Source organism: Citrobacter sp. RHBSTW-00017, assembly GCF_013797615.1.
Classification (GTDB): Bacteria; Pseudomonadota; Gammaproteobacteria; order Enterobacterales; family Enterobacteriaceae; genus Citrobacter; species Citrobacter braakii.
The window spans coordinates 2,387,661-2,408,187 of the sequence record NZ_CP056899.1; the positions used below are offsets into that span (position 1 = coordinate 2,387,661).

Consider the following 20,527-nt stretch of genomic DNA (forward strand, 5'->3'; position numbering starts at 1 on the left):
GTCATCAGATCTCCCATGGCGCCTTCTGCTTTTTCGCCAAAGATTCGGCATCTTCTTTGACCGTGTTTAACAGTTCAGCTTTCAAAATTTCAAGATTGTGGATGGCTGAGTGGTAATCACCTGCAACGAGGATATCCAGCACGGTATCAATACGTTCGGCCAGACGCTGAGCGTCGATATCAGACATGGTCGTCATCCTAATGGCAATAGAGTTTGAATTTCATGATGCAGAATTTCATGGCAAAAGAGAAGGGAAAAATAGTATTAACCTGAACGATTGAAGAATATTATATATTCTGTGATTACATGCGGATAGCGTCGTCAAGTAATGTCCATTTATGGCTATTTATCGCCTTCATTCTCTCTGCATTAGCGCAGTTTTTTACTCAGGTGGCGGCGATACCAACGTTCAAATGCGGCTGCTGGCATTGGTTTGGCGAATAAAAACCCCTGACGCTCATTGACACCATTTTTGGTCAGAAACGCATCCTCTTTCGCGCTTTCCACGCCTTCGGCGATGACCTGCAGGTTGAGCGCCTGCGCTACCGCAACTATGGCCCGTACCAGCGATTGTGAAATGGATTGTTTGTGGATCTCTCTGACAAAGGTCTGATCCAGTTTAATGGCATCTAGCGGGAAGCGGGCCAGTTGAGACAGCGACGAATAACCGGTACCAAAATCATCCAAATGGATTTGCGCTCCTAACTGGCTAAACTGCTGAATGACTGACAACGCCAGTTGCTCATTTTCTATCAAACTGCTTTCCGTTAATTCAACATCGATGGGGCAATACTCAAAGTTGAGCTCGTGAAGTACCTGCTTAAGTGCGGTAAACAGCGTCTGGTCGGCGAGCTGGCGGGCAGAAACGTTTACCGCCACGCGCAGGTTTATTCCCTTGTCGCGCCATTTCGCTACCTGGCGCACAACGTCGAGAATAACCCAACGCCCCAGCGGGACGATGAGCCCCGATTCTTCGGCGTAGGAGATAAACTCCAGCGGTGGAATGAGGCCGCGTTCCGGAGATTGCCAGCGAACCAGCGCCTCCAGGCTGCGCACTTCACCGCGCCAGGTTATCTTTGGCTGATAATGGATAACCAGTTGATCGTTATCCAGCGCCTTACGCAGATTAGTATCCAGCCACAGATATTCAAATACCCGCTGATTCATTTCCGGAGAAAAAACACAAAACTGCCCACGGCCGCCTTCTTTCGCGGTGTACATGGCTGTATCCGCGTTACGAATGACGCTCTCGCAGTCCTGGCCATGCTGAGGTGCGAGGGATATACCAATAGAGCATCCGGTATAGACTTCAATCAGACCGATGCGGAAGGGCTGGCGCAGGCGCGTCAGAATGCGTGATGCGGTGGCTTCCAGTGTGCCCTGGGATGTTTCGGTGGCAAGAACAATGAATTCATCACCGCCAAATCGCGCCAGGATCTGGTTGTCTTCGAGGCAACTGAGGATTGCCAGCGACACGCTTTGTAGTAGCTGATCGCCAAACATATGCCCGTAGGCATCGTTTACCTTTTTGAAGTTATCCAGATCGAGGTACGCAATACCGACCTGCGTATCGCCCGCGTTATCAATTGCATTGCTGATCAGTTCATGAATTGCGTTGCGGTTTGGTAATCCAGTGATGGAGTCGGTATTTGCCAACACCCGCAGTCGTTCCTGCGCGCGGCGTTCTTCAGTGATATCGGTCCCGGAACAGATCAGAAAAATTTCGTTCTTGCCGCTACCGTTATGCACAAATTTATTGCGAAACAGAAACAGACGCTGGCCTTTGCAGGTCTTGACCCAGCGTTCAACCTCATACGAGTTACCTTCGCGAAAAAAGACCTCAATATTGCGCCGTGAAGCCGCTGCTTCACGACGGCTCATAAATAATGTGAATACACTTTGACCAATGACTTCACGTTCTTTGAGGCCGGTGTACTCTTCGCACAGGCGATTAAACCGCTGAATGTTGCCCATGCGGTCAAGAATGACAATAACGGAATTGGCTTCGGAAACGACTTGTTCGGCAAAAGAGAGGCCGTGGGCCAGATCGCGGGCGACGGAAGGGGTGTCATCCCAGGCGGATGCGCTACCGGCCCATTCGCGCTTATTGATTTTTCGACCGACCAGATGCACGGGAATGTCGTCATCTTCAATGGGCAACGTCATTAACAGACTTGACGTGATCACCGTCATTTCGCGAATGCGATCGGCTTGTTCAGGTAATAATTCGATGGTCTGATCAGCTTCTGACGCTTCGTCGATAGAGAAATGCAGGATGTTGCAATCCTCTGACAAACGCCAGTAGGGGTTATGAGTGCCCACATAGCTATACAACGTAACCAGCTCCCGGACGTCTTTCATCATGTGTACTATCCCGTTTAAAGCGCATAGAGCCTCAAAAGTATGGGTAGCCATGATTCATTCGGGGTGATTATGGCTGAACGTATTGTTTTTTTTATATATTTATGTTTAATCCAGAATCCGTAAAAAGCAAAGCCAGCGGAACTGAAAAAAGTAAAAAAATAAAATTGACCGAATGAAAGAAGTGTAGTGCGGTGGTGGGAATTTGGGCGGGAAAAAGAAACGACCTTTCACAAAATGAGAAAGGTCGCTGGATTGATACGTGTTACGCGGCTGGACGCGCGATAACGCTGCGGGTTTCCATGCGAACTTCGGCGATGGTTATGTCAATCACATCCGTGACTTTGTAAACCACTTCACCTTTAATTTGCACCGTGCCGCTTTCCTGGCTGCATACCAGCTCGTCCCGAACGGCGTGCAGGAATGGGGCAGGAATAAATGCGACTGCACCATTATCAACTAAACGTACGCGCATACCGCCGCGGCTGACGTCAATTATCTCGGCCGCAAAGCGGGTATCGGTCCCGGCTTTGTCACTCAGGAAACGGGCGTATAACCAGTCGCCCACATCACGCTCAGCCATCCGGTTCAGGCGACGACGTTCCGCCATTTGCACCGTGGTATCATCCCCAGGGCGGGCGATGGTTTCACCTTTGATGACGGCCTTAAGCAGACGGTGGTTAATCATATCGCCATATTTACGAATAGGAGAGGTCCAGGTGGCATAAGCCTCCAGACCCAGCCCAAAGTGCGGCCCTGGCTCGATACTGATTTCAGCGTAAGACTGGAAGCGGCGAATTCGGCTGTCGAGGAAACCAGAAGGCTGCGCATCCAGCTCGCGGCGCAGTTTGCAGAAACCTTCCAGCGTCAGGACTTCCTCGGCATCAACGTGCATACCATGGGTTTTTAGCAGCGCGGCCAGAGCGTCGGCGTTGGCCGGGTCGAATCCCATATGGACGTTATAAATACCGAAGCCGAGCTTGTCGCGAAGCACGCGGGCGGCGCATATGTTTGCCGCAATCATGGATTCTTCCACGATTCGGTTTGCGATGCGGCGTGGCTCAGCGACGATGTCCAGGACTTCACCTTTTTCACCAAGAACAAAACGGTAATCCGGGCGATCTTTAAATACCAGAGCATGGTTATGACGCCATTCACCGCGGCTCAGGCAAATACGGTGTAGCAGACGGATTTGTTCAGCAATCGCGTCATTTGCAGGCTGCCAGTCACCGGCACCTTCCAGCCAGTCGGAGACGTTGTCGTAGACCAGCTTCGCTTTCGACTCAATCGTCGCTGCGAAGAAGGTGATGTTGTCTTCAATCGCGCCATCCGCGGTGATGGTCATACGACAAGCCAGAACCGGACGCACTTCGTTCGCGCGTAAAGAGCACAGATCGTCAGACAGTTCGCGTGGTAGCATCGGGATATTGAACCCCGGCAGATAGTTAGTAAACGCGCGAATTTTTGCTGTTTTATCCAGCTTGCTGCCTTCTGCAATCCAGGCCGTAGGGTCGGCAATGGCGACAGTTAATTGCAGTTTGCCGTCGGCCAGCTCTTCAGCATAAAGCGCATCGTCCATATCTTCGGTGCTGGCGCTGTCGATGGTGACAAAGTTGAGGGCGGTTAAGTCCTGACGAACCAGACCTTCATCCAGCATCTCAGTTGCCACACCGTCCGGCGCTTCTTTTTCGAGATTATGGCGTGCCAGCGTGACCCACCACGGGACAAAGTGGTCATCAGCAAAAGTGATAAATTGGGTTAACTCGGCATAGAAGGTGCGATCGCCTTTCAGCGGGTGGCGACGCATTTCAGCGACGGCCCAGTCACCTTCTTTAAAATCGTGCTCAACGCCGCGGGCGGCACGGCAAGGGATCGCTTCTTTCAGTAACGGATGATCCGGCACAATGGACAGACGATCATTTTTGCCCTGAACTTTACCCACGAAGTGCGTCAGGAAGGGTTCGATCAGTTCTTCCGGCTCGGCAGATTCACGATCTTTTTCTGTATGGATAACCGCAACAATGCGGTCGCCATGCATCACTTTTTTCATCTGCGGCGGTGGAATGAAATAGCTTTTTTGTGCATCGACTTCCAGGAAGCCAAAGCCTTTTTCCGTGGCTTTTACCACCCCTTCAGCACGTGGCGTCTGGGAATGCAGTTGCTGTTTAAGCTGCGCTAGCAGCGGGTTGTCCTGAAGCATAATTGTCTATTTTCGTGGCTAAAAGAGCGGCTGACAGTTTTACGCGATTCTCTCAGTTGCGGCAAGCGCTCTTTCAGTAAGTGGATCGGTTAATAAGTCTCGCCCAGCGCGATTTTCAAGCGATTCAACCATCCGCACAATCCGCTCCAGGCCAGCAGGTTAATCGCTTGTTCAGAAGAGATGCCCTGATCGAACAAAGGGGTTAACAGCGCGGCGCTAAAACGGTCGGGCGCTCGGGTTAGCCATTGTACCGCCTGCAGGGTGACGCGCTCAACCGGATGTCGCTGTTCCCAACGCTGTAATTCACGTTCCTCCTGGCGAAGCAGGGCGATAACGTTAGCTAATTCATTGGCTGTATGTGCCTGTTCATTAAAGCAGGCCACGCTGCCGTTAATCCGTGACGTCATTAGCGCCGCCAGTGAAAATGCCTGCACCGGTACTGCGCTGCGCCGGGTACTGGAAATCAGTGTCGTGAATAAATCTAAAATGACCGGTGAATGGATCAGTAATGGCACCAACGCTTGCAGTTCATCGGGAAAATGTCTGGCCGTCGTCTCGTCCTGAGCAGGATATTTTTCGATTGGGAATGGCGCAGCGTGCCAGGTAGCGTTTGTTGCACTAAATGGCGAAGCGTGAGCGAATTGCTGTATATCCAGCCCCGGTATTCGGCGTACCGGATGTCCAAACCAGGCCTGAAACAGGGCCACGGTCCGGGCCTGAAAACCGACGAAGCCGATAATTTGATTCATCAAAATACTATCGCTGGTAGTCAGCCCGACCGCATCCAGATGCTGGCGATCGCGTGCGCCTATCACGTCAGGAGAGCTGGCAAGTTGGCGAGCATATTGGGTGATTTGCGCCAGCCGATGGTTACTTTCCCGTGACGAGTCAGGACCAGGAAGCGGTGTTAACCGCGCGGCATAGTGATTGCACAATCGCTGGACGCCATACACCTGAGCGACGGTAAGCGCCGTACTCATCCGTTCATAGGCGCTGAATGTGTGCATCTGATTCAGGTTTACGTGAACCGGGAAGAGAACCTGGGCAAGTTTACGGGCAGGGATTAACCAGGATTGAAAAGGCAAAAGGGCGTCATCAGGTATCGCCAGATCCAGTAAAAAGCAGTCGTCGACATGAGCGGCTTCCGGCACCAGCGGCAGAATATCTTGCGGATGCTTGCTGGATTGCGTCTCATGATACCAGTGGCTTTTGCCTTCAATTCGGCGTTGTTCCATGGGCGGTCCTTGGTCTAAAAAGTGGCGACCCGGACACGTCGTCTACTACTACGCCGGATCGTTTGCGCTGCAATATCCTGACGTAAGCAGAAGAGGGGATGAAAGATTGTTCCGTGATAATAAATATCAGAAAAGCATATATGGCGGCGGGCAGAGGAGAGTCATGGGCGGGGCAAGACCGCCCATAGAAGACTTACGATTATTTCAGTTCCAGCTCGTTCATTGCCGCGATACTGAAGCCACCATCGACGTGAACGACTTCACCCGAGATGCCGGCAGCAAGATCGGAGCACAAAAATGCTGCGGAGTTGCCCACATCTTCAATGGTTACAGTGCGGCGAATCGGCGTAACCGCTTCACAATGCGCCAGCATTTTACGGAAATCTTTAATGCCGGAAGCGGCGAGTGTACGGATTGGACCGGCAGAAATAGCGTTCACACGCACGCCTTCAGGACCCATCGCATTAGCCATATAGCGGACGTTCGCTTCCAGTGAGGCTTTTGCCAGGCCCATCACGTTGTAGTTAGGGATGGCGCGCTCTGCGCCCAGATAGGATAGCGTCAGCAGCGCTGAGCCTGGGTTCAGCATGGAACGGCAGGCTTTTGCCATCGCCACAAAGCTGTAAGCACTGATGTCATGAGCAATTTTGAAGCCTTCGCGGGTGACTGCATTCACATAGTCGCCATCCAGCTGGTCTGCGGGCGCAAAACCAATCGAGTGCACGAAACCGTCGAATTTCGGCCAGGCTTTGCCTAGTTCGGTAAACAGTGCATCAATGCTGGCGTCTTCCGCCACATCACACTGCAGTACGATGCTGGAACCCAATTGAGCTGCAAATTCTTCGACGCGGCCTTTTAGTTTGTCATTCTGGTAGGTGAACGCCAGTTCAGCCCCTTCGCGATGCATGGCCTGAGCGATACCCCAGGCGATGGACAGTTTGCTGGCAAGACCCGTTACCAGAATGCGCTTACCGGAAAGAAAACCCATAGCTTTAATCCTTATGGTCATTGCTTATTTTTAGCAATCAATGAGTTATGATCACAATTTGAAGGTGTTCCGAAATGGGGCAGCAATTATATCCCACTCTTTGTGCCTTGTAGAATAGTTATCATCCCTTACGGATAATCACTTTTCATTACACATGAGGGTTATAACACTTTCCTGGTTAAGTCTCATTCATTCTGCGAAGCGCGGGGGGATGGAGAAAATACAAGGCTTTAAAGGCATCTCAATGGTATTATTAGCTGCTAGCTTATGTTTTAAAACATAGCAATGTAGGAACTTTCTTAAAACAAAAAATATGACCGTATTCAGTTCGTTATGATATATTGTTTTTATCGATCGATATTGATACATTGATCGTTATTATTGATTGTGATTAAAAGTGCATTATCAGGAAGTTATGATCAATTGGAGTGGTCTTATGCACTATCATTTCATCGCGGAACCGATGAGAGACACAACTGATACGTTACTGGGTGTTGAGATGAGCGTCCGGTTTGCTTCAGATACGGTTTCGCCGATACATCCAGAGTTCATCATTTCAGCGTGGAATAGCGAACAAAAACGTAATTTCATGCTCGAGCAAATTCGATTAATTGCCGAAAAGCGTAATTGGTTTGAGAGCCACAACCTTTTCTGTACTCTGAACCTCATTGATGAAATGGCGCTGCTGGCAATTGGCGACCCGAGCGTCAAATCGGCGCTACATGCCATGCCTTTTGTCGCCCTGGAACTTTCAGAGCGTTTTCTGACGAATACCGTATGTCTGAATAATCTGCTGATTAATTCACTTTGCGACGGTCCAAACGCATTATGGCTGGGCGATCTGGGCTCCGGCAGCATTGGGGCCAGTCCGCTGGTTTGCGGTCGTTTTGATGTTGTAAAGTTGGATCGTGGTTTTTTCCTGGATCAGGGGGTCGGTTCCGGCTGAGGGCGAAATGACACCCTAAGCTTTCGGTTCCTTGGGCCAAAGATATTCGCCAGTCAGTAGAATGTGCGCCCAGCCCAATGGGGATATGTGGGGAAGAAATTCAGGGGGAACATCCAACCCTTCGTTCCGCCGCTCCGTGACGGCATGACCAAGATGGACGGTATTCCAGTAAATGATCACCGCAGTCAATAAATTGAGCCCAGCGATTCGGTAGTGCTGCCCCTCTGTCGTGCGATCGCGAATTTCCCCCTGCCTCCCGATACGGAGCGCATTTTTGAGCGCATGGTGGGCCTCTCCCTTGTTAAGACCGATCTGAGCACGCCGCTGCATGTCCGTATCCAGGATCCACTCAATAATGAAAAGGGTCCGTTCAATACGACCAACTTCACGAAGCGCAACTGCAAGGTTGTTTTGTCGTGGGTAAGAAGCGAGCTTGCGCAGGAGTTGGCTGGGCCTGATTTTGCCAGCGGTCATCGTCGCGGCACAACGGAAAATATCAGGCCAGTTCGCAACGATAAGATCCTCCCGGGCTTTTCCACCTACCAACTTGCGTAACTCCCTGGGGGTCGTATCGGGATTAAATACGTACAACCGCTTCGATGGCAGATCCCTGATTCGCAGAACGAGATTGTAGCCGAGCAGGCTACTGGCTCCGAACAAATGGTCGGTGAATCCTGCTGTATCGGCATACTGTTCGCGAACATGGCGACCGACCTCGTTCATCAGTAGTCCATCGAGAATATACGGTGCCTCGCTCACGGTCGCCGGGATCGACTGACAAGCGAATGGCGCGAACTGGTCGCTTACGTGAGTATACGCTTTGAGGCCGGGAACAGAACCATATTTGGCATTGACCATGTTCATGACTTCGCCATGCCGCGCTGTCGGGAAAAACTGACCATCGCTCGATGCTGACGTGCCCATCCCCCAGACGCGTGACATCGGCAGTTTACCCTGCGCGGCCACCACAATTGCCAATGCCTGGTTCATGGCTTCGCTTTCAACATGCCAGCGGGCAAGGCGTGAGAGCTGCCAGTAATCATGCGTGTTTGTAGCTTCCGCCATCTTACGCAGGCCCAGATTGAGCCCTTCAGCGAGCAGGACGTTGAGCAGACCGATCCGGTCGCGACATGGAGCCCCGGTTCTCAGATGGGTAAACGCATCTGTGAAACCAAGGGCTGCATCAACTTCAAGCAGCATGTCGGTAATCCGAACGGACGGCATTCGGCGATACAGATCCAGTATGAGTGCCTCGGCACCATCCGGCACGTCTGCTGTCAACCTGTCGATCCGCAACGTTCCATCTTCTATGCTACCGTGCGGAATAGTGCCGTTACGGGCAGCCCGGGCCAGCCGCTTAAGAGCGATCGTGAGTCGCGCCTTTCTGTCTGCCAGCCAATCCTGTGGGTTGGAAGGCACGGCCAGTTTTGCATTTTCCTGCGCCGCGATCATCGGCACCAGTACCTGCTTGAGGTCACCATAGCGGCGCGAATGAGCGAGCCAGACATCTCCGGAACGAAAAGCATCCCGGAGGTGAAAGAGTACCGCCACTTCCCAAAGACGGGTATCTCCTTTTTCCTGAGCTCGTAAATGACGGTTCCATTTGGAGCTGGGCCGCAGGAAACGCCTTTCTGGCGATGCAACACCTTTCATCTCTCCGATCGACAAAGCTGCTGCTACCAATGGTCCGGCGACCGGCGCGGCTTCGAGCTTCAGACAGCGCAACATGCGGGGCGCATAACGACGAAAGCGATGGTATCCCTGCCCGACATATGCAAGAGGCTCATCGGCTAGCGTGTTGCTGAGTTGAGTCCCTGTCGCTACCAGTTGAGCGAGCCGGTCCCATGCAACCGAACTGGCGACAGCCATCTCCAGCGGGGTTCCGTCACTGCGGGCCTCAAGCAACGAAGCTCCCAGCGCGGTGAAGGTACGGATCGTATCCGTGAGTGTGGCTTTAGAGCCGGAAATTGTTTCGTCATGCTGGCGCTTCGCTTCCCGCCAGGTTTTTCCTACGATCCTGTCATGGGTTTCGACTATGGCATCAGCAATCGCCGCTTCCCACTCCACAACACAGACGGCAAGGATCGCCCAGCGGCGGTCCGAAGTGATGTCACGCAAACCGTCGGTGAAGTAGCGTTCACCCTGCCGACGCAGCCGGGCAATGCGATGGGCAGGTATGCTGGCCAAAGCACTATGATTGATATTCAGGGTACGCAGAAATTCGAGCCTGTCGAGCAAACGGTTAGCAGCAGCCGAGTTGTTACCAACCTCGAAGTTGCGAAGCCAGATGAAACGACTGATATTGCCGGCGAGCATTTCACTCAGAAGTTTGTCCAGGTGATCGCGAACATCCGCTGTTAAATTTTCCGCAATCCGCGTTTCAATCCGCCGCTCAGCGGCGACCAGAGCATCCGCGCACAAGCGCTCGATTGTCGATACTGCGGGCAGAATGGTGGAAGTTTCCCGACACCGCACAATAAAACGATGAGCAAGATCCTCGTTTGATCTGGCATCTTCGGCCTGGCCGAAAGTCCACTCCCGCAGATCACGGGCACCACGGCCCGTGAAGGTCTTGTAGCCGTAAATTTCGCGCAGCGTGTCCATGTGCTGCTGACGGGTTTGGCGCCGTGTGGCATAAGTGAGAAGCGCATCAGCCGGAACTCCAAGCTGAGCACCGACGAAGGAAAGGACTTCACGCGGGATCATCTCACCAGGAGCCAGTGCACGGCCCGGATATCGTAAGGCACAAAGTTGCAGGGCAAAGCCAATCCTGTTTTCCGGTCTGCGGCGCTGCCTAATGTTTTCCAGGTCATCATCGCCCAGCGTGTAGAACTTCAGTAGCGACAGTTCGTCCGTGGGCAGATCGAACAGCGCTGCTCGCTGCCGTTCGGTGAAAATATGGCGTCGTGACATACAAATTCGTCCCTTTTGAAGTATAGTCTGTTTTGGACAACAGCCAGCCCATATAAATCAGGGCGTTCCGATACAAAAATCCAGGAGGGTTCAATTGGGACATCGTGCCGCCATTTACTGCCGGGTTTCAACAGCGGATCAGTCTTGTGAACGCCAGGAATTTGATCTGCGAGCCTTCGCCGGCCGTGCCGGCTACGACGTGGTGGGAATATTTAAGGAAACAGGTTCAGGAACTAAACTCGACCGGGCCGAGCGAAAGAAAGTCCTGGCGCTTGCCCAGTCCAGACAAATTGATGCAATCCTGGTCACTGAGCTTTCCCGGTGGGGGCGCTCGACGCTCGATCTGCTCAATACGCTACGTGAACTGGAGAACTGGAAGGTTTCCGTGATAGCCATGAATGGAATGGCGTTCGATCTTTCGTCGCCGTATGGACGAATGCTGGCGACGTTTCTTTCCGGCATTGCGGAGTTTGAGCGGGATCTCATCAGCGAGCGGGTCAAGTCAGGCCTTGCTGTTGCGAAGGCACGTGGTAAGAGGCTTGGTCGTCAGGCCGGAGTGCGACCAAAATCAGACCGACTTTTGCCTAAGGTGGTTGCGATGAGGGCCGAGGGACGCAGCTATCGCTGGATCGCACGCGAGCTCGGTATCAGCAAGAATACCGTCGCTGACATCGTGCAACGACACAGAGCTAACGCTTAGGGTGTCATTTCGCCCTCAGCCGGAACCGACCCCATCAGGCTGAAAAACCGATGTTCCCGGTGCTAATTAAAAACATCCGCGAATATTGCGACCGCATTGCGGTGGAGGGCGTGGAAACCAAACAGCTTATCGACGAAGTAGGCGCGGCTGGTGTTTGGGTGATGCAGGGATCCCTTTTCCCTTCGGTCGCGTTTAGCGAGGTTGATACACTGCTCTTACCAAATGTTTGTCACTGATTGCAAAATTGCCCTCCGGTTGAGGAGGGCTGCATCTGCTAGCGATCTTTACGCCACGCGTCAGCGGTAAGCGCTTCGCCGAAATGACCGGCGATCAGGCGACGGGTCAGCTCATGCAACGGCGAGGCCAGAACATCTGCTGTACTGCCGCGTTCAACCACTTCACCCTGGTGCATGACTAATACCTGATCGCTGATGTGCTTCATCATGCCGATGTGCTGAGTCACATAGATATATGAAATCCCCTGTTTTTCCTGTAATTCCAGCATCAGATTGATGAGCTGCGAACGCATCGACATGTCCAGAGAGGCCAGGGCTTCGTCGGCGATAATGACTTTGGGTCGCAAAATGAGCGCTCGGGCAAGGCCCAGACGCTGTTTTTGTCCCGGAGCCAGCATATGCGGGTAATAACTCACATGGTCAGGCAACAGACCGACCATGCGCATGGTCTCGATGATCTGTTTGCGGCGCTGTTCAGGCTCGAGGTCGGTGTTCAGACGTAGCGGAAAATCGAGGATCTGCGAAATACGTTGCCGTGGGTTAAGCGACGTTGACGGATCCTGGAAAATCATACGGATACGCTGACTACGGAATGAATAATCACCATATTTTAACGGGTGATCGTCAATCAGCAGCTCACCGCTGGTAGGCTCAATCATACCGGCCAGCATCTTCGCCAGCGTAGATTTACCGGAACCATTTTCACCTATAACGGCGAGCGTCTGACGCTCGCGCAGGGTAAAGCTCAGGGGTTTAACGGCCTCAACGGTCTGACGGCGGAATAAGCCCGTCCGGTAGCGAAAGGTTTTGCTCAGATTACGAACTTCGAGCAGGGTTTCTACCATCTCACTCTCTCTCCATGTTCAGCGGGAAATGACAGGCGTAGAGATGATTCTTTGCTCCGGTCAGTCTTGGGGTTTCGATACATTCGCGCTGAGCATAAGGGCAGCGCGGCCCCAGACGACAGCCGATAGGTAATTGTTCCAGCAATGGAATGGCTCCTGGCATGGTATTCAGGCGGCTTTTGTGCGGCATTGCGCTACCAAAATCAGGAATGGCGCGAATCAACGCTTGGGTATAAGGATGATGCGGAATAGTCACCAGCTCTTTACTGGGCGCAGTTTCCACCGTTTGCCCACAGTACATCACGTTAATTTTGTCAGCCCACTGGCTGAGCATTTGCAGGTCATGGCTGATCAACAAAATGGTGGTATTGCTGTTTTGGTTCAGCCGGGTCAGCAGGCGGAAAATTTGCGCCTGAGTGGTTGGCTCCATCGCGTTCGTTGGTTCGTCGGCAATCAGTAAACGCGGCTGATTAGCCAGGGCGATTGCGATCATCACCTTCTGGCATTCGCCGTCGGTCAGTTCATACGGGAAGCTGCGCATCGCATCTTTATGATCTTTTATCCCGACGCGGTGCAGGAGTTCAATCGCGCGGCGTTTACGCCAGCCGATGCGCTGCCACCAGCGGCCTTTATAAGTCCATGCCGGAATATTTTGCATCAGTTGTCGTCCAATGCGCTCAGACGGATCGAGACACGATTGCGGTTCCTGAAAGATCATGGAAACGTTATGGCCGACCAGCTTGCGTCGTTCACGCGCGGAAAGGCGCAACAGATCGATATCATCAAAGCGCATGCGGTCTGCGGTTACGCGCCAGTTATCTTTAGCGACGCCGCAAATGGCCTTGGCGATCAGGCTCTTGCCCGATCCAGACTCGCCAACCAGTCCGCGGATTTCACCTTCATTGAGGGTCATACTGACGCGGTCAACCGCCTTCACCCAGTCGTCGCCGGTTCTGAATTCAATGGTCAGGTTGCGGATATCCAGTAATGGCATTATTCCACCCCCGCAATAATTGCCCGGCGCACGCCATCACCCAGCAGGTTAACCAGCAGCACGCTTATCATAATCGCCGCACCTGGCAGCATAACCGTCCAGGGTGCGACATAAATCAGCTCCAGCGCGTCGCCAAGCATGGCTCCCCATTCTGGTGACGGCAACTGTGCGCCAAGGTCGAGAAAACCCAGCGCGGCGATGTCCAGAATCGCCATCGACAGCGCACGGGTGATTTCAGTGATAAGTCCGGCGGTAATATTGGGCAGAACGGCAAACCACAGGATATTGAGCGTGGTTGCACCGTCCAGGCGAGCGGCGATAACGTACTCTTTTTCCAGCTCGTCATGCACCATGCTGTAGACGGAGCGTACCATGCGCGGCAGCAGCGCCAGCCAGACGGCAAACATCGCATGTGTCAGATGCGGTCCGGCAAAGGCCACCACAATAATCGCCAACAGCAGCGAAGGGATCGAGAGCAGGGTGTCCAGAATGTGGTTCAGCACCGCGGAGCGCAAACCGTGCGTTGCGCCGGCAACCACGCCCAGTAACAGGCCACATAGTGTGGCGGCGAGGGTGACGACAAACGCGCCGCCAACGGTTGGGGCCGCGCCGCTGAGCAGGCGACTTAGCACGTCACGCCCGAGATCGTCAGTTCCGAGGAAAAATGAGACTTCGCCATAGCGCGACCATGACGGCGGTAAAAGCTGATAGCCGAGAAATTGCTGGTCGATGCCATAAGGGGCAAACCAACCACCAAAAATACACAGAATCGCCAATCCTGCGCAGCCATACAGGCCGATCATCGCAGTCGCATCGCCGTAAAAATTGCGCCATGCGGTGCGCAACGTACCCGGCGGGCGCTTTTCGCTGTAGACGCTATCGTAAGGCATACCATTCCTTATGTTTCAGAGGGTTAGCCATAGCACCCAAAATATCAGAGATGACGTTAACGATGATAACCAGTGAGCCAATCACCATGACGCCCGCCGAAATTGCCGCGTAATCCTGCTGGCGAATTGCGTTAATCAGCCAACGGCCAAGACCTGGCCAGCTAAAGACCATCTCGGTGATCATCGCCAGCGTCAGCATGGTGGAAAACTGTAAGCCCAGACGCGGGATCACCGGCGGAAGGGCGTTGTGCAGAACGTGACGGCGCAGAATGGTTAAGCGTGACAGACCGCGCGTGGCGGCCGCTTTAACATAGTTTTGATCAAAGACCTCAATGGTGCTGATTCGCATCAGGCGAATAACTTCCGTGGTAGGGGCGACGGAAAGCGTCAACACCGGAAGCACCATGTGACGGATTGCGCTGACCAGCATTTCATCGCGCCAGGGCGAGTCGGAGATCCACGCATCAATAATGGCAAATCCGGTAACGGGCTTCACTTCATAGAGAAGATCAAAGCGTCCCGAAACGGGAAGCCAGCCGAGAGTCAGTGAGAAGAGCAACGTCAGCAACAGCGCCAGCCAAAAAACCGGAATGGAAAAGCCCATCAACGCTAAGGCGCTGATGCAGCGGTCCTGCCATTTGTTCCGCGTGATCCCTGCCAGCATACCAACGGGGATCCCAACCATCAGCGCAAAACCAAAGGCCAGAATGCACAGTTCCATCGTCGCCGGGAACACCTCCTTCAACTGTTCTGAAATCAACTGGCCGTTAATACTGGATACACCAAAATCCCAGTGAATGAGGCCATTGAACCAGAATACCCAGGCGTTCCACAGCGATGCACCCTGTAACGGCGCATGAGGCGTGAAGTAGCTCAGGCTGAATCCAATAAAGGTCAGGAAGAAGAGGGTGACCAGCAGCAATAAAAAACGACGCAGGGTGAAGATAATCATGGCTTTTTCACCTCATCTTTCTTTTCCCTGGAAACCCCGGCAAAAGATGCATTGCCGAACGGACTCAACACCAGTCCTTTGATATCGTAACGATAAGCCTGTAGACGCAGTGAAGAGGCCAGCGGCAGGATCGGTAACTCTTTCGCGAGAATATTTTGCGCTTCGTCATAGGCATCAATTCGCGATGAGAGTTGCTGCGAAGAGAGGGCTTTGCGCAGAACACTGTCAAATTCCGGATTACACCAGTGGGCGAAGTTAGTCTGCGAGTTGATGGCGGCGCAGCTTAGCAACGGTCGGAAAAAACTGTCAGGATCGTTACTGTCCGTCGCCCAACCGGATAACGTTAGATCATGGTTCATATCCATTAATCGCGCCTCCTGAAAACGACCTTCTACCGGAATGATTTTAACTTTCACACCCACCTGAGCCATGTCAGCCTGAATCAGCTCGGCGGTTTTCAGTGGACTGGGGTTCCAGGCCTGAGAACTGGTGGGTACCCAAAGCTGTAATGTCAGGTTCTCCAGCCCCAGTGCTTTTAACTGCTCGCGCGATTTTGCCGGATTGTACTCTGTAATTTTAGCTTCGTTGTCATAAGCCCACGAGGCGCGAGGCAAAATAGATGCTGCGGTTTCCGCCGTCCCGTAGTAGATGGACTGCATCAGCCGTTGGTTATTAATGGCCAGCGCCAGCGCATGCCGCACGGCGGGATTATCCATCGGTGGTTTATTGGTGTTGAATGCCAGATAGGCGATGTTCATCCCTGGGCGCAGGGTCAGACGCAGGCGCGGGTCATCACGCAAAATGCTGAGCTGACTGGCGGCGGGCCAGGCCAGAACATCACACTCACCGGTCAGGAGTTTCGATAGACGTCCGGTGCCGCCAGAGCCGAGGTCCACAACCACCTGCGGCATCAGAGGAGTACCACGCCAGAATTTTTCATGGCGCTGCAGTCGAACATATTGCCCTGCGCGATTCTCCGAAAGCTGGTACGGTCCGGTGCCGACGGGTTGTCTGTCGAGCAGCTCCTGACGATCCTGTTTTGCCAATTTAGCCGCATATTCTGCTGACATCACGGAGGCATAATGCGTGGCGAGGTGCCACATGAAGGAGGCGTCGGGCTGAGTTAAGCGGAACTCAACGGTGTTGTTGTCCAGCTTGCGTACGCTTTGGACGTTATCGGCGAACTGTAGGCTGTCGAAGTAGGGGAAACTGCTACCGTTTACATTGTGCCACGGATGCTGGCGATCAAAGATGCGCTCGAAGGTAAACACCACGTCGTCCGCATTCAGTTTGCGGGTGGGGGTGAACCAGGCCGTCTTCTGAAACTGGACGTCACGACGCAGATGGAAGCGGTAGGTTGCGCCGTTATCCAGCACCTCCCAGCTTTCAGCCAGCTCAGGCACCAGTCGATAGGTGTACGGATCGACATCGAGTAGTCGGTCATACAGCTGGGCTGCCAGGGTGTCGACGATAAGACCGCTGCTCGCTTTTTGCGGGTTAAACGTATTGACCTGCCCGCTAACGCAATAGACAAAGCCGCTGTCACGAATATCAGCATCAGCATGCGAAGCCTGTTCAGGCGCGGCAGCAGCCTGACCACTCAGAAATCCAGCCATCACGATCAGAGATGATAAAACCAGGCGCATAATTTTAAAGGATTATAAATAAAGAGGCTATCTTACTAATATTTAATGACATTTGCCATTACCGTTTGTGTTTGGGGACCGCACAGGTGATAACCGCGAATTCAACATCGCGACAGGGTCACCCTTCATACCCGCTATCCACTTTGAATTTACTCTGTTAACTATCTTAGCATTTTCATGACCCATCTGACTCGTTAAAACGCGGGATTCGCTGGCTGACAGAAAAATGTGAGGGGGACGTGGGGGAAAGTGACCATGACCGCCAGGAGAGAGCATCAGCAATATCGCGGGGAAAGTGAAATATAAAAATAATCTCATAATGGTGCTATGGATAATTTCATTCGTTCTCCATTTCGATAGGGCTGAGATGTTAAATTTGGTTGCTATTTATTTATGCTGATTGTTGGATAATTCTTAAATGATAACGAGTATTGAATCATAACGTTGGTAAAATATAAGCGAGGCGACGTAGGTAGATGAATACAGGAAAAACAATTGCATAGGACTCTATTAACCTCTCGCTTCTGAGTGGTATCTCGTTACTCAATAAAATTGTCTGGCCTGTTAAGGTTTTATTTATATATTTCATTGATATATATGGATTTAAGTGCTATGGGTTAAGCAGGGATTAATCTCATAAAATACTCGAAAGCGCGATACGGTGATTAGTGTATCGGTAGAGGTGATATTACGCGAAATATTAAATTGCGGTGAATTACAAAGGTCATGCCACTCATTTTGGTCTACGCTTAATAATCTTTGTGATAAAAAATGAGAGGTATTTAAATGGCTGACTTAAACAATGAAAAAAAGACCATCAATAAAACTCATTCTGCGCGTTTTCCGGCACCGCCTTTTCCACAGCAGAAGCAACCCTTCCCAGGGCTGGCCGGAAAAATGCAACCGCGTCCCGAGCATGGAGAGGAGAGCTATCAGGGAAGCGGTCGATTGAATGGGCGCAAGGTATTAATTACCGGGGGGGATTCAGGGATTGGCCGTGCTGTTGCCATCGCTTATGCCCGTGAAGGCGCTGATGTTGCGATCAACTATTTACCTGATGAAGAAGACGATGCGCGTGAAGTGGTCGACTTGATAAAAAAAGCAGGCAGAAATGTCGTGGCTATCCCCGGAGATATTCGAGATGAAACTTTTTGCGGCCAACTGGTTAAACAGGCGGTAATAGGGCTGGGTGGGTTGGATATCCTCGTCAATAATGCGGGTCGTCAGCAATTTTGCGAGTCTATTGAGGCGCTCACCACAGAAGATTTCGATGCCACATTCAAGACTAATGTCTACGCTATGTTTTGGATCACCAAAGCGGCTATCCCCCATCTTTCACGAGACAGCGTGATAATTAATACCTCCTCGGTACAGGCTTATGAGCCTAGTGAAATCCTGCTTGACTATGCTCAGACCAAAGCGGCGATCGTGGCATTTACTAAATCGCTGGCGAAACAGCTGGCACCGAAAGGGATACGGGTTAATGCCGTAGCGCCAGGCCCATACTGGACTGTACTGCAATGCTGTGGTGGTCAGCCACAGGAAAAAGTGGAGAAGTTTGGGGCAAATGCACCGCTGGGGCGTCCGGGTCAACCAGTGGAAATTGCGCCGCTTTATGTCACTTTGGCCGCTGAAGAGAACAGTTATACATCCGGCCAGGTTTGGTGCTCTGATGGGGGGACAGGGACCCTCTGACGTTTATGCTCCGTGAGTCGAAAAGTCAGAGGGGAAAGTGACTTTAATGGACGAGTGCTGACAATAAAGCGTCAAACCCTCCAATATAACGTTGGCAGAGGCGCGCTAAATCTGGTGTTTCTTAAGCAACGCGCGTAGCTGATGGTAAGTCAGACCCAGTAACTCAGCGGCTTTTTTCTGATTAAATTTCGCCTGCTGCAAGCTGGTTTGTAGAAAGTCTTTCTCTTGTTGCTGCTGGAATTCACGCAGATCCAGCGGTAATGCTACAGATGTCTGCTTTGGTGGTGCTGCCTGTGGCTGCGCAACATGGCGGCGGAAGGGGTCAATGATGATCTCATCCAGCGGGTAATCACTGGTACCGTGCCGGTAAACGGAGCGCTCCACGACGTTTTTCAGTTCACGAATATTACCCGGCCAACGGTAATGGAGGAGGGTTTCTCTGGCCTCGGCGCTGAATCCCGGAAAAAGAGGTAACCCGATCTCGCGGCACATCTGAATGGCAAAGTGTTCGGCCATTAACATGATGTCGCTTTGACGCTCGCGTAGTGGGGGAAGTTGCACCACGTCAAAGGCCAGACGATCCAGCAGGTCCGCGCGGAAAGTGCCTTCGCTGACCATACGTGGCAGGTCGGCATTGGTCGCGCAGACCAGTCGCACGTTAACCTGCAAGGGCTGGCTGCCGCCGACGCGTTCCAGCTCGCCATACTCAATTACGCGCAGCAGTTTTTCCTGTACCAACATTGGCGCGGTCGCCAGTTCATCAAGAAACAGCGTGCCGCCGTCGGCGCGTTCGAAACGTCCTGGATGGCGTTTTTGTGCACCGGTAAACGCACCGGCTTCGTGACCAAACAGTTCGGAATCAAGTAAGTTCTCGTTGAGGGCCGCGCAGTTAAGCGAAATAAATGGGCCCTGCCAACGGCTGGAGAGGTAGTGCAGGCGGTTGGCAATAAGCTCTTTCCCCGTACCTCGCTCACCGATAACCAGTACAGGTTTATCCAGCGGCGCCAGATGAGAAACCTGTTCCAGCACTTCAATAAAGCTGTTCGCTTCGCCCAGAATATTGTCTTTGTATCCTGCCATGATGAAATTCACCACTTGTTAGTGTTATTCACCAATTTACCCTAATTCTCCCGTCAGGTAAAATTGGATATTTACATTAAAATCAATTAGTTAAAAAGTTGGCACGCCAAGTGCATTACGAAAACAGCAGGGCATAGCCCGATATCAGAACAGTAAGTGAGGATTACATTATGGGTATTTTTTCTCGTTTTGCCGACATCGTGAACGCCAACATTAATGCGTTGCTGGAAAAGGCTGAAGATCCGCAGAAGCTGGTGCGGTTAATGATCCAAGAAATGGAAGACACGCTGGTTGAGGTGCGCTCAAACTCCGCACGCGCTCTGGCAGAAAAGAAACAATTATCTCGCCGTATCGAACTGGCCAGCGCACAACAGGCAGAGTGGCAAGAAAAAGCCGAGCTGGCGCTGCGTAAAGAGAAAGAAGATTTGGCGCGTTCTGCCTTAATCGAAAAACAGAAACTGACTGATCTGATTGCTTCTCTGGAGCATGAGGTGACGCTGGTTGACGATACGCTGGCGCGAATGAAAAAAGAGATCGGTGAGCTGGAAAATAAACTCAGTGAAACCCGTGCTCGTCAGCAGGCATTGATGCTGCGCCATCAGGCTGCGAGCTCTTCGCGTGATGTTCGTCGTCAACTGGACAGCGGTAAGCTGGATGAAGCGATGGCACGCTTTGAATCTTTCGAGCGTCGTATCGATCAGATGGAAGCTGAGGCCGAAAGCCATAACTTCGGTAAACAGCAGTCTCTGGATCAGCAATTTGCTGACCTGAAAGCAGATGATGAAATCAGCGAGCAGCTGGCGCAACTTAAAGCCAAAATGCAGCAAGATAAGCAATAATAACATC

General features: G+C 52.2%; 15 protein-coding genes and 2 pseudogenes. 5 read left to right on the forward strand and 12 right to left on the reverse strand.

Features of this window, described 5'->3' with window-relative positions:
* Positions 1-4: 4 nt before the first annotated feature.
* The 5 genes from HV037_RS11575 to fabI all read right to left on the reverse strand — a co-directional run bounded on the left by HV037_RS11575 (position 5) and on the right by fabI (position 6,784).
* Positions 5-196 (reverse strand): hypothetical protein, encoded by a 192-nt coding sequence (locus HV037_RS11575; protein ID WP_161623181.1) that lies wholly within the window; start codon positions 194-196, stop codon positions 5-7.
* A 173-nt stretch (positions 197-369) separates the two neighbouring features.
* Positions 370-2,361 (reverse strand): cyclic di-GMP phosphodiesterase, encoded by a 1,992-nt coding sequence (gene pdeR / locus HV037_RS11580; RefSeq protein WP_137367079.1) that lies wholly within the window; start codon positions 2,359-2,361, stop codon positions 370-372.
* Between the two features lie 265 nt (positions 2,362-2,626).
* A complete protein-coding gene (locus tag HV037_RS11585; RefSeq protein ID WP_181500346.1) occupies positions 2,627-4,561 on the reverse strand; it encodes an exoribonuclease II in 1,935 nt (644 codons plus the stop codon).
* Between the two features lie 89 nt (positions 4,562-4,650).
* A complete protein-coding gene (locus tag HV037_RS11590; RefSeq protein WP_137380327.1) occupies positions 4,651-5,796 on the reverse strand; it encodes a carboxymuconolactone decarboxylase family protein in 1,146 nt (381 codons plus the stop codon).
* Positions 5,797-5,995: 199 nt separating this feature from the next.
* Complete coding sequence (fabI, locus tag HV037_RS11595) at positions 5,996-6,784, reverse strand: enoyl-ACP reductase FabI (protein ID WP_016156642.1); 789 nt, start codon at positions 6,782-6,784, stop codon at positions 5,996-5,998.
* Positions 6,785-7,220: 436 nt separating this feature from the next.
* Between fabI and HV037_RS11600 the strand changes: the two are divergent.
* Positions 7,221-7,712, forward strand: a pseudogene (locus HV037_RS11600) (EAL domain-containing protein); the annotation flags it as partial.
* A 33-nt stretch (positions 7,713-7,745) separates the two neighbouring features.
* On the opposite strand, the gene HV037_RS11605 reads toward HV037_RS11600, so the two are convergent.
* Positions 7,746-10,643, reverse strand: coding sequence for a Tn3-like element Tn5403 family transposase (locus HV037_RS11605; RefSeq protein ID WP_023307208.1), 2,898 nt, complete (start codon positions 10,641-10,643; stop codon positions 7,746-7,748).
* 94 nt (positions 10,644-10,737) lie between these two features.
* Here HV037_RS11605 and HV037_RS11610 point away from each other — a divergent pair, with 94 nt between their 5' ends.
* Both HV037_RS11610 and HV037_RS11615 read left to right on the forward strand, forming a co-directional pair.
* Positions 10,738-11,343, forward strand: coding sequence for a recombinase family protein (locus HV037_RS11610; protein WP_000509966.1), 606 nt, complete (start codon positions 10,738-10,740; stop codon positions 11,341-11,343).
* 35 nt (positions 11,344-11,378) lie between these two features.
* A pseudogene (locus HV037_RS11615) lies at positions 11,379-11,579 on the forward strand (EAL domain-containing protein); the annotation flags it as partial.
* A 38-nt stretch (positions 11,580-11,617) separates the two neighbouring features.
* Here HV037_RS11615 and sapF read toward each other — a convergent pair.
* The 5 genes from sapF to sapA are packed head-to-tail and all read right to left on the reverse strand — an operon-like array spanning position 11,618 to position 16,906.
* A complete protein-coding gene (gene sapF / locus HV037_RS11620; protein ID WP_016153235.1) occupies positions 11,618-12,424 on the reverse strand; it encodes a peptide ABC transporter ATP-binding protein SapF in 807 nt (268 codons plus the stop codon).
* A gap of 1 nt (position 12,425) precedes the next feature.
* The gene (sapD, locus tag HV037_RS11625) at positions 12,426-13,418 is read right to left on the reverse strand and encodes a peptide ABC transporter ATP-binding protein SapD (protein WP_016153234.1); all 993 of its coding nucleotides are present in this window, start codon (positions 13,416-13,418) and stop codon (positions 12,426-12,428) included.
* Positions 13,418-14,308, reverse strand: coding sequence for a peptide ABC transporter permease SapC (gene sapC, locus HV037_RS11630; RefSeq protein WP_016156640.1), 891 nt, complete (start codon positions 14,306-14,308; stop codon positions 13,418-13,420). Before sapC ends, sapD begins: the two co-directional genes overlap by 1 nt.
* Entirely contained in the window at positions 14,295-15,260 is a 966-nt protein-coding gene (gene sapB, locus HV037_RS11635; protein WP_003020545.1) for a peptide ABC transporter permease SapB, read from the reverse strand. The genes sapC and sapB overlap by 14 nt, the downstream gene beginning before the upstream one ends.
* Complete coding sequence (gene sapA, locus HV037_RS11640) at positions 15,257-16,906, reverse strand: ABC transporter substrate-binding protein SapA (RefSeq protein WP_016156639.1); 1,650 nt, start codon at positions 16,904-16,906, stop codon at positions 15,257-15,259. Before sapA ends, sapB begins: the two co-directional genes overlap by 4 nt.
* Positions 16,907-17,692: 786 nt before the next feature.
* Between sapA and HV037_RS11645 the strand changes: the two genes are divergently transcribed.
* Positions 17,693-18,601 (forward strand): SDR family oxidoreductase, encoded by a 909-nt coding sequence (locus HV037_RS11645; protein ID WP_137367073.1) that lies wholly within the window; start codon positions 17,693-17,695, stop codon positions 18,599-18,601.
* 105 nt (positions 18,602-18,706) lie between these two features.
* Here the strand turns inward: HV037_RS11645 and pspF are convergent, their stop codons facing one another.
* Positions 18,707-19,696 carry a phage shock protein operon transcriptional activator gene (pspF, locus tag HV037_RS11650; protein ID WP_029139556.1) on the reverse strand — a complete coding sequence of 330 codons (990 nt, stop codon included), beginning with the start codon at positions 19,694-19,696 and terminating at the stop codon, positions 18,707-18,709.
* 155 nt (positions 19,697-19,851) lie between these two features.
* On the opposite strand from pspF, the gene pspA reads away from it, so the two are divergent.
* Positions 19,852-20,520 carry a phage shock protein PspA gene (gene pspA / locus HV037_RS11655; RefSeq protein WP_016153228.1) on the forward strand — a complete coding sequence of 223 codons (669 nt, stop codon included), beginning with the start codon at positions 19,852-19,854 and terminating at the stop codon, positions 20,518-20,520.
* Positions 20,521-20,527 lie beyond the last annotated feature (7 nt).

What these genes read in the sequence shown, in the direction of transcription:
- HV037_RS11645 (WP_137367073.1), top strand. Translation starts at nt 17,693, where the DNA reads ATGGCTGACTTAAACAATGAAAAAAAGACCATCAATAAAACTCATTCT.
- HV037_RS11575 (WP_161623181.1), bottom strand. Translation starts at nt 196, where the DNA reads ATGACGACCATGTCTGATATCGACGCTCAGCGTCTGGCCGAACGTATT.
- HV037_RS11605 (WP_023307208.1), bottom strand. Translation starts at nt 10,643, where the DNA reads ATGTCACGACGCCATATTTTCACCGAACGGCAGCGAGCAGCGCTGTTC.
- sapC (WP_016156640.1), bottom strand. Translation starts at nt 14,308, where the DNA reads ATGCCTTACGATAGCGTCTACAGCGAAAAGCGCCCGCCGGGTACGTTG.
- pdeR (WP_137367079.1), bottom strand. Translation starts at nt 2,361, where the DNA reads ATGAAAGACGTCCGGGAGCTGGTTACGTTGTATAGCTATGTGGGCACT.
- sapD (WP_016153234.1), bottom strand. Translation starts at nt 13,418, where the DNA reads ATGCCATTACTGGATATCCGCAACCTGACCATTGAATTCAGAACCGGC.
- pspA (WP_016153228.1), top strand. Translation starts at nt 19,852, where the DNA reads ATGGGTATTTTTTCTCGTTTTGCCGACATCGTGAACGCCAACATTAAT.
- fabI (WP_016156642.1), bottom strand. Translation starts at nt 6,784, where the DNA reads ATGGGTTTTCTTTCCGGTAAGCGCATTCTGGTAACGGGTCTTGCCAGC.
- HV037_RS11585 (WP_181500346.1), bottom strand. Translation starts at nt 4,561, where the DNA reads ATGCTTCAGGACAACCCGCTGCTAGCGCAGCTTAAACAGCAACTGCAT.
- HV037_RS11590 (WP_137380327.1), bottom strand. Translation starts at nt 5,796, where the DNA reads ATGGAACAACGCCGAATTGAAGGCAAAAGCCACTGGTATCATGAGACG.
- sapA (WP_016156639.1), bottom strand. Translation starts at nt 16,906, where the DNA reads ATGCGCCTGGTTTTATCATCTCTGATCGTGATGGCTGGATTTCTGAGT.
- sapB (WP_003020545.1), bottom strand. Translation starts at nt 15,260, where the DNA reads ATGATTATCTTCACCCTGCGTCGTTTTTTATTGCTGCTGGTCACCCTC.
- sapF (WP_016153235.1), bottom strand. Translation starts at nt 12,424, where the DNA reads ATGGTAGAAACCCTGCTCGAAGTTCGTAATCTGAGCAAAACCTTTCGC.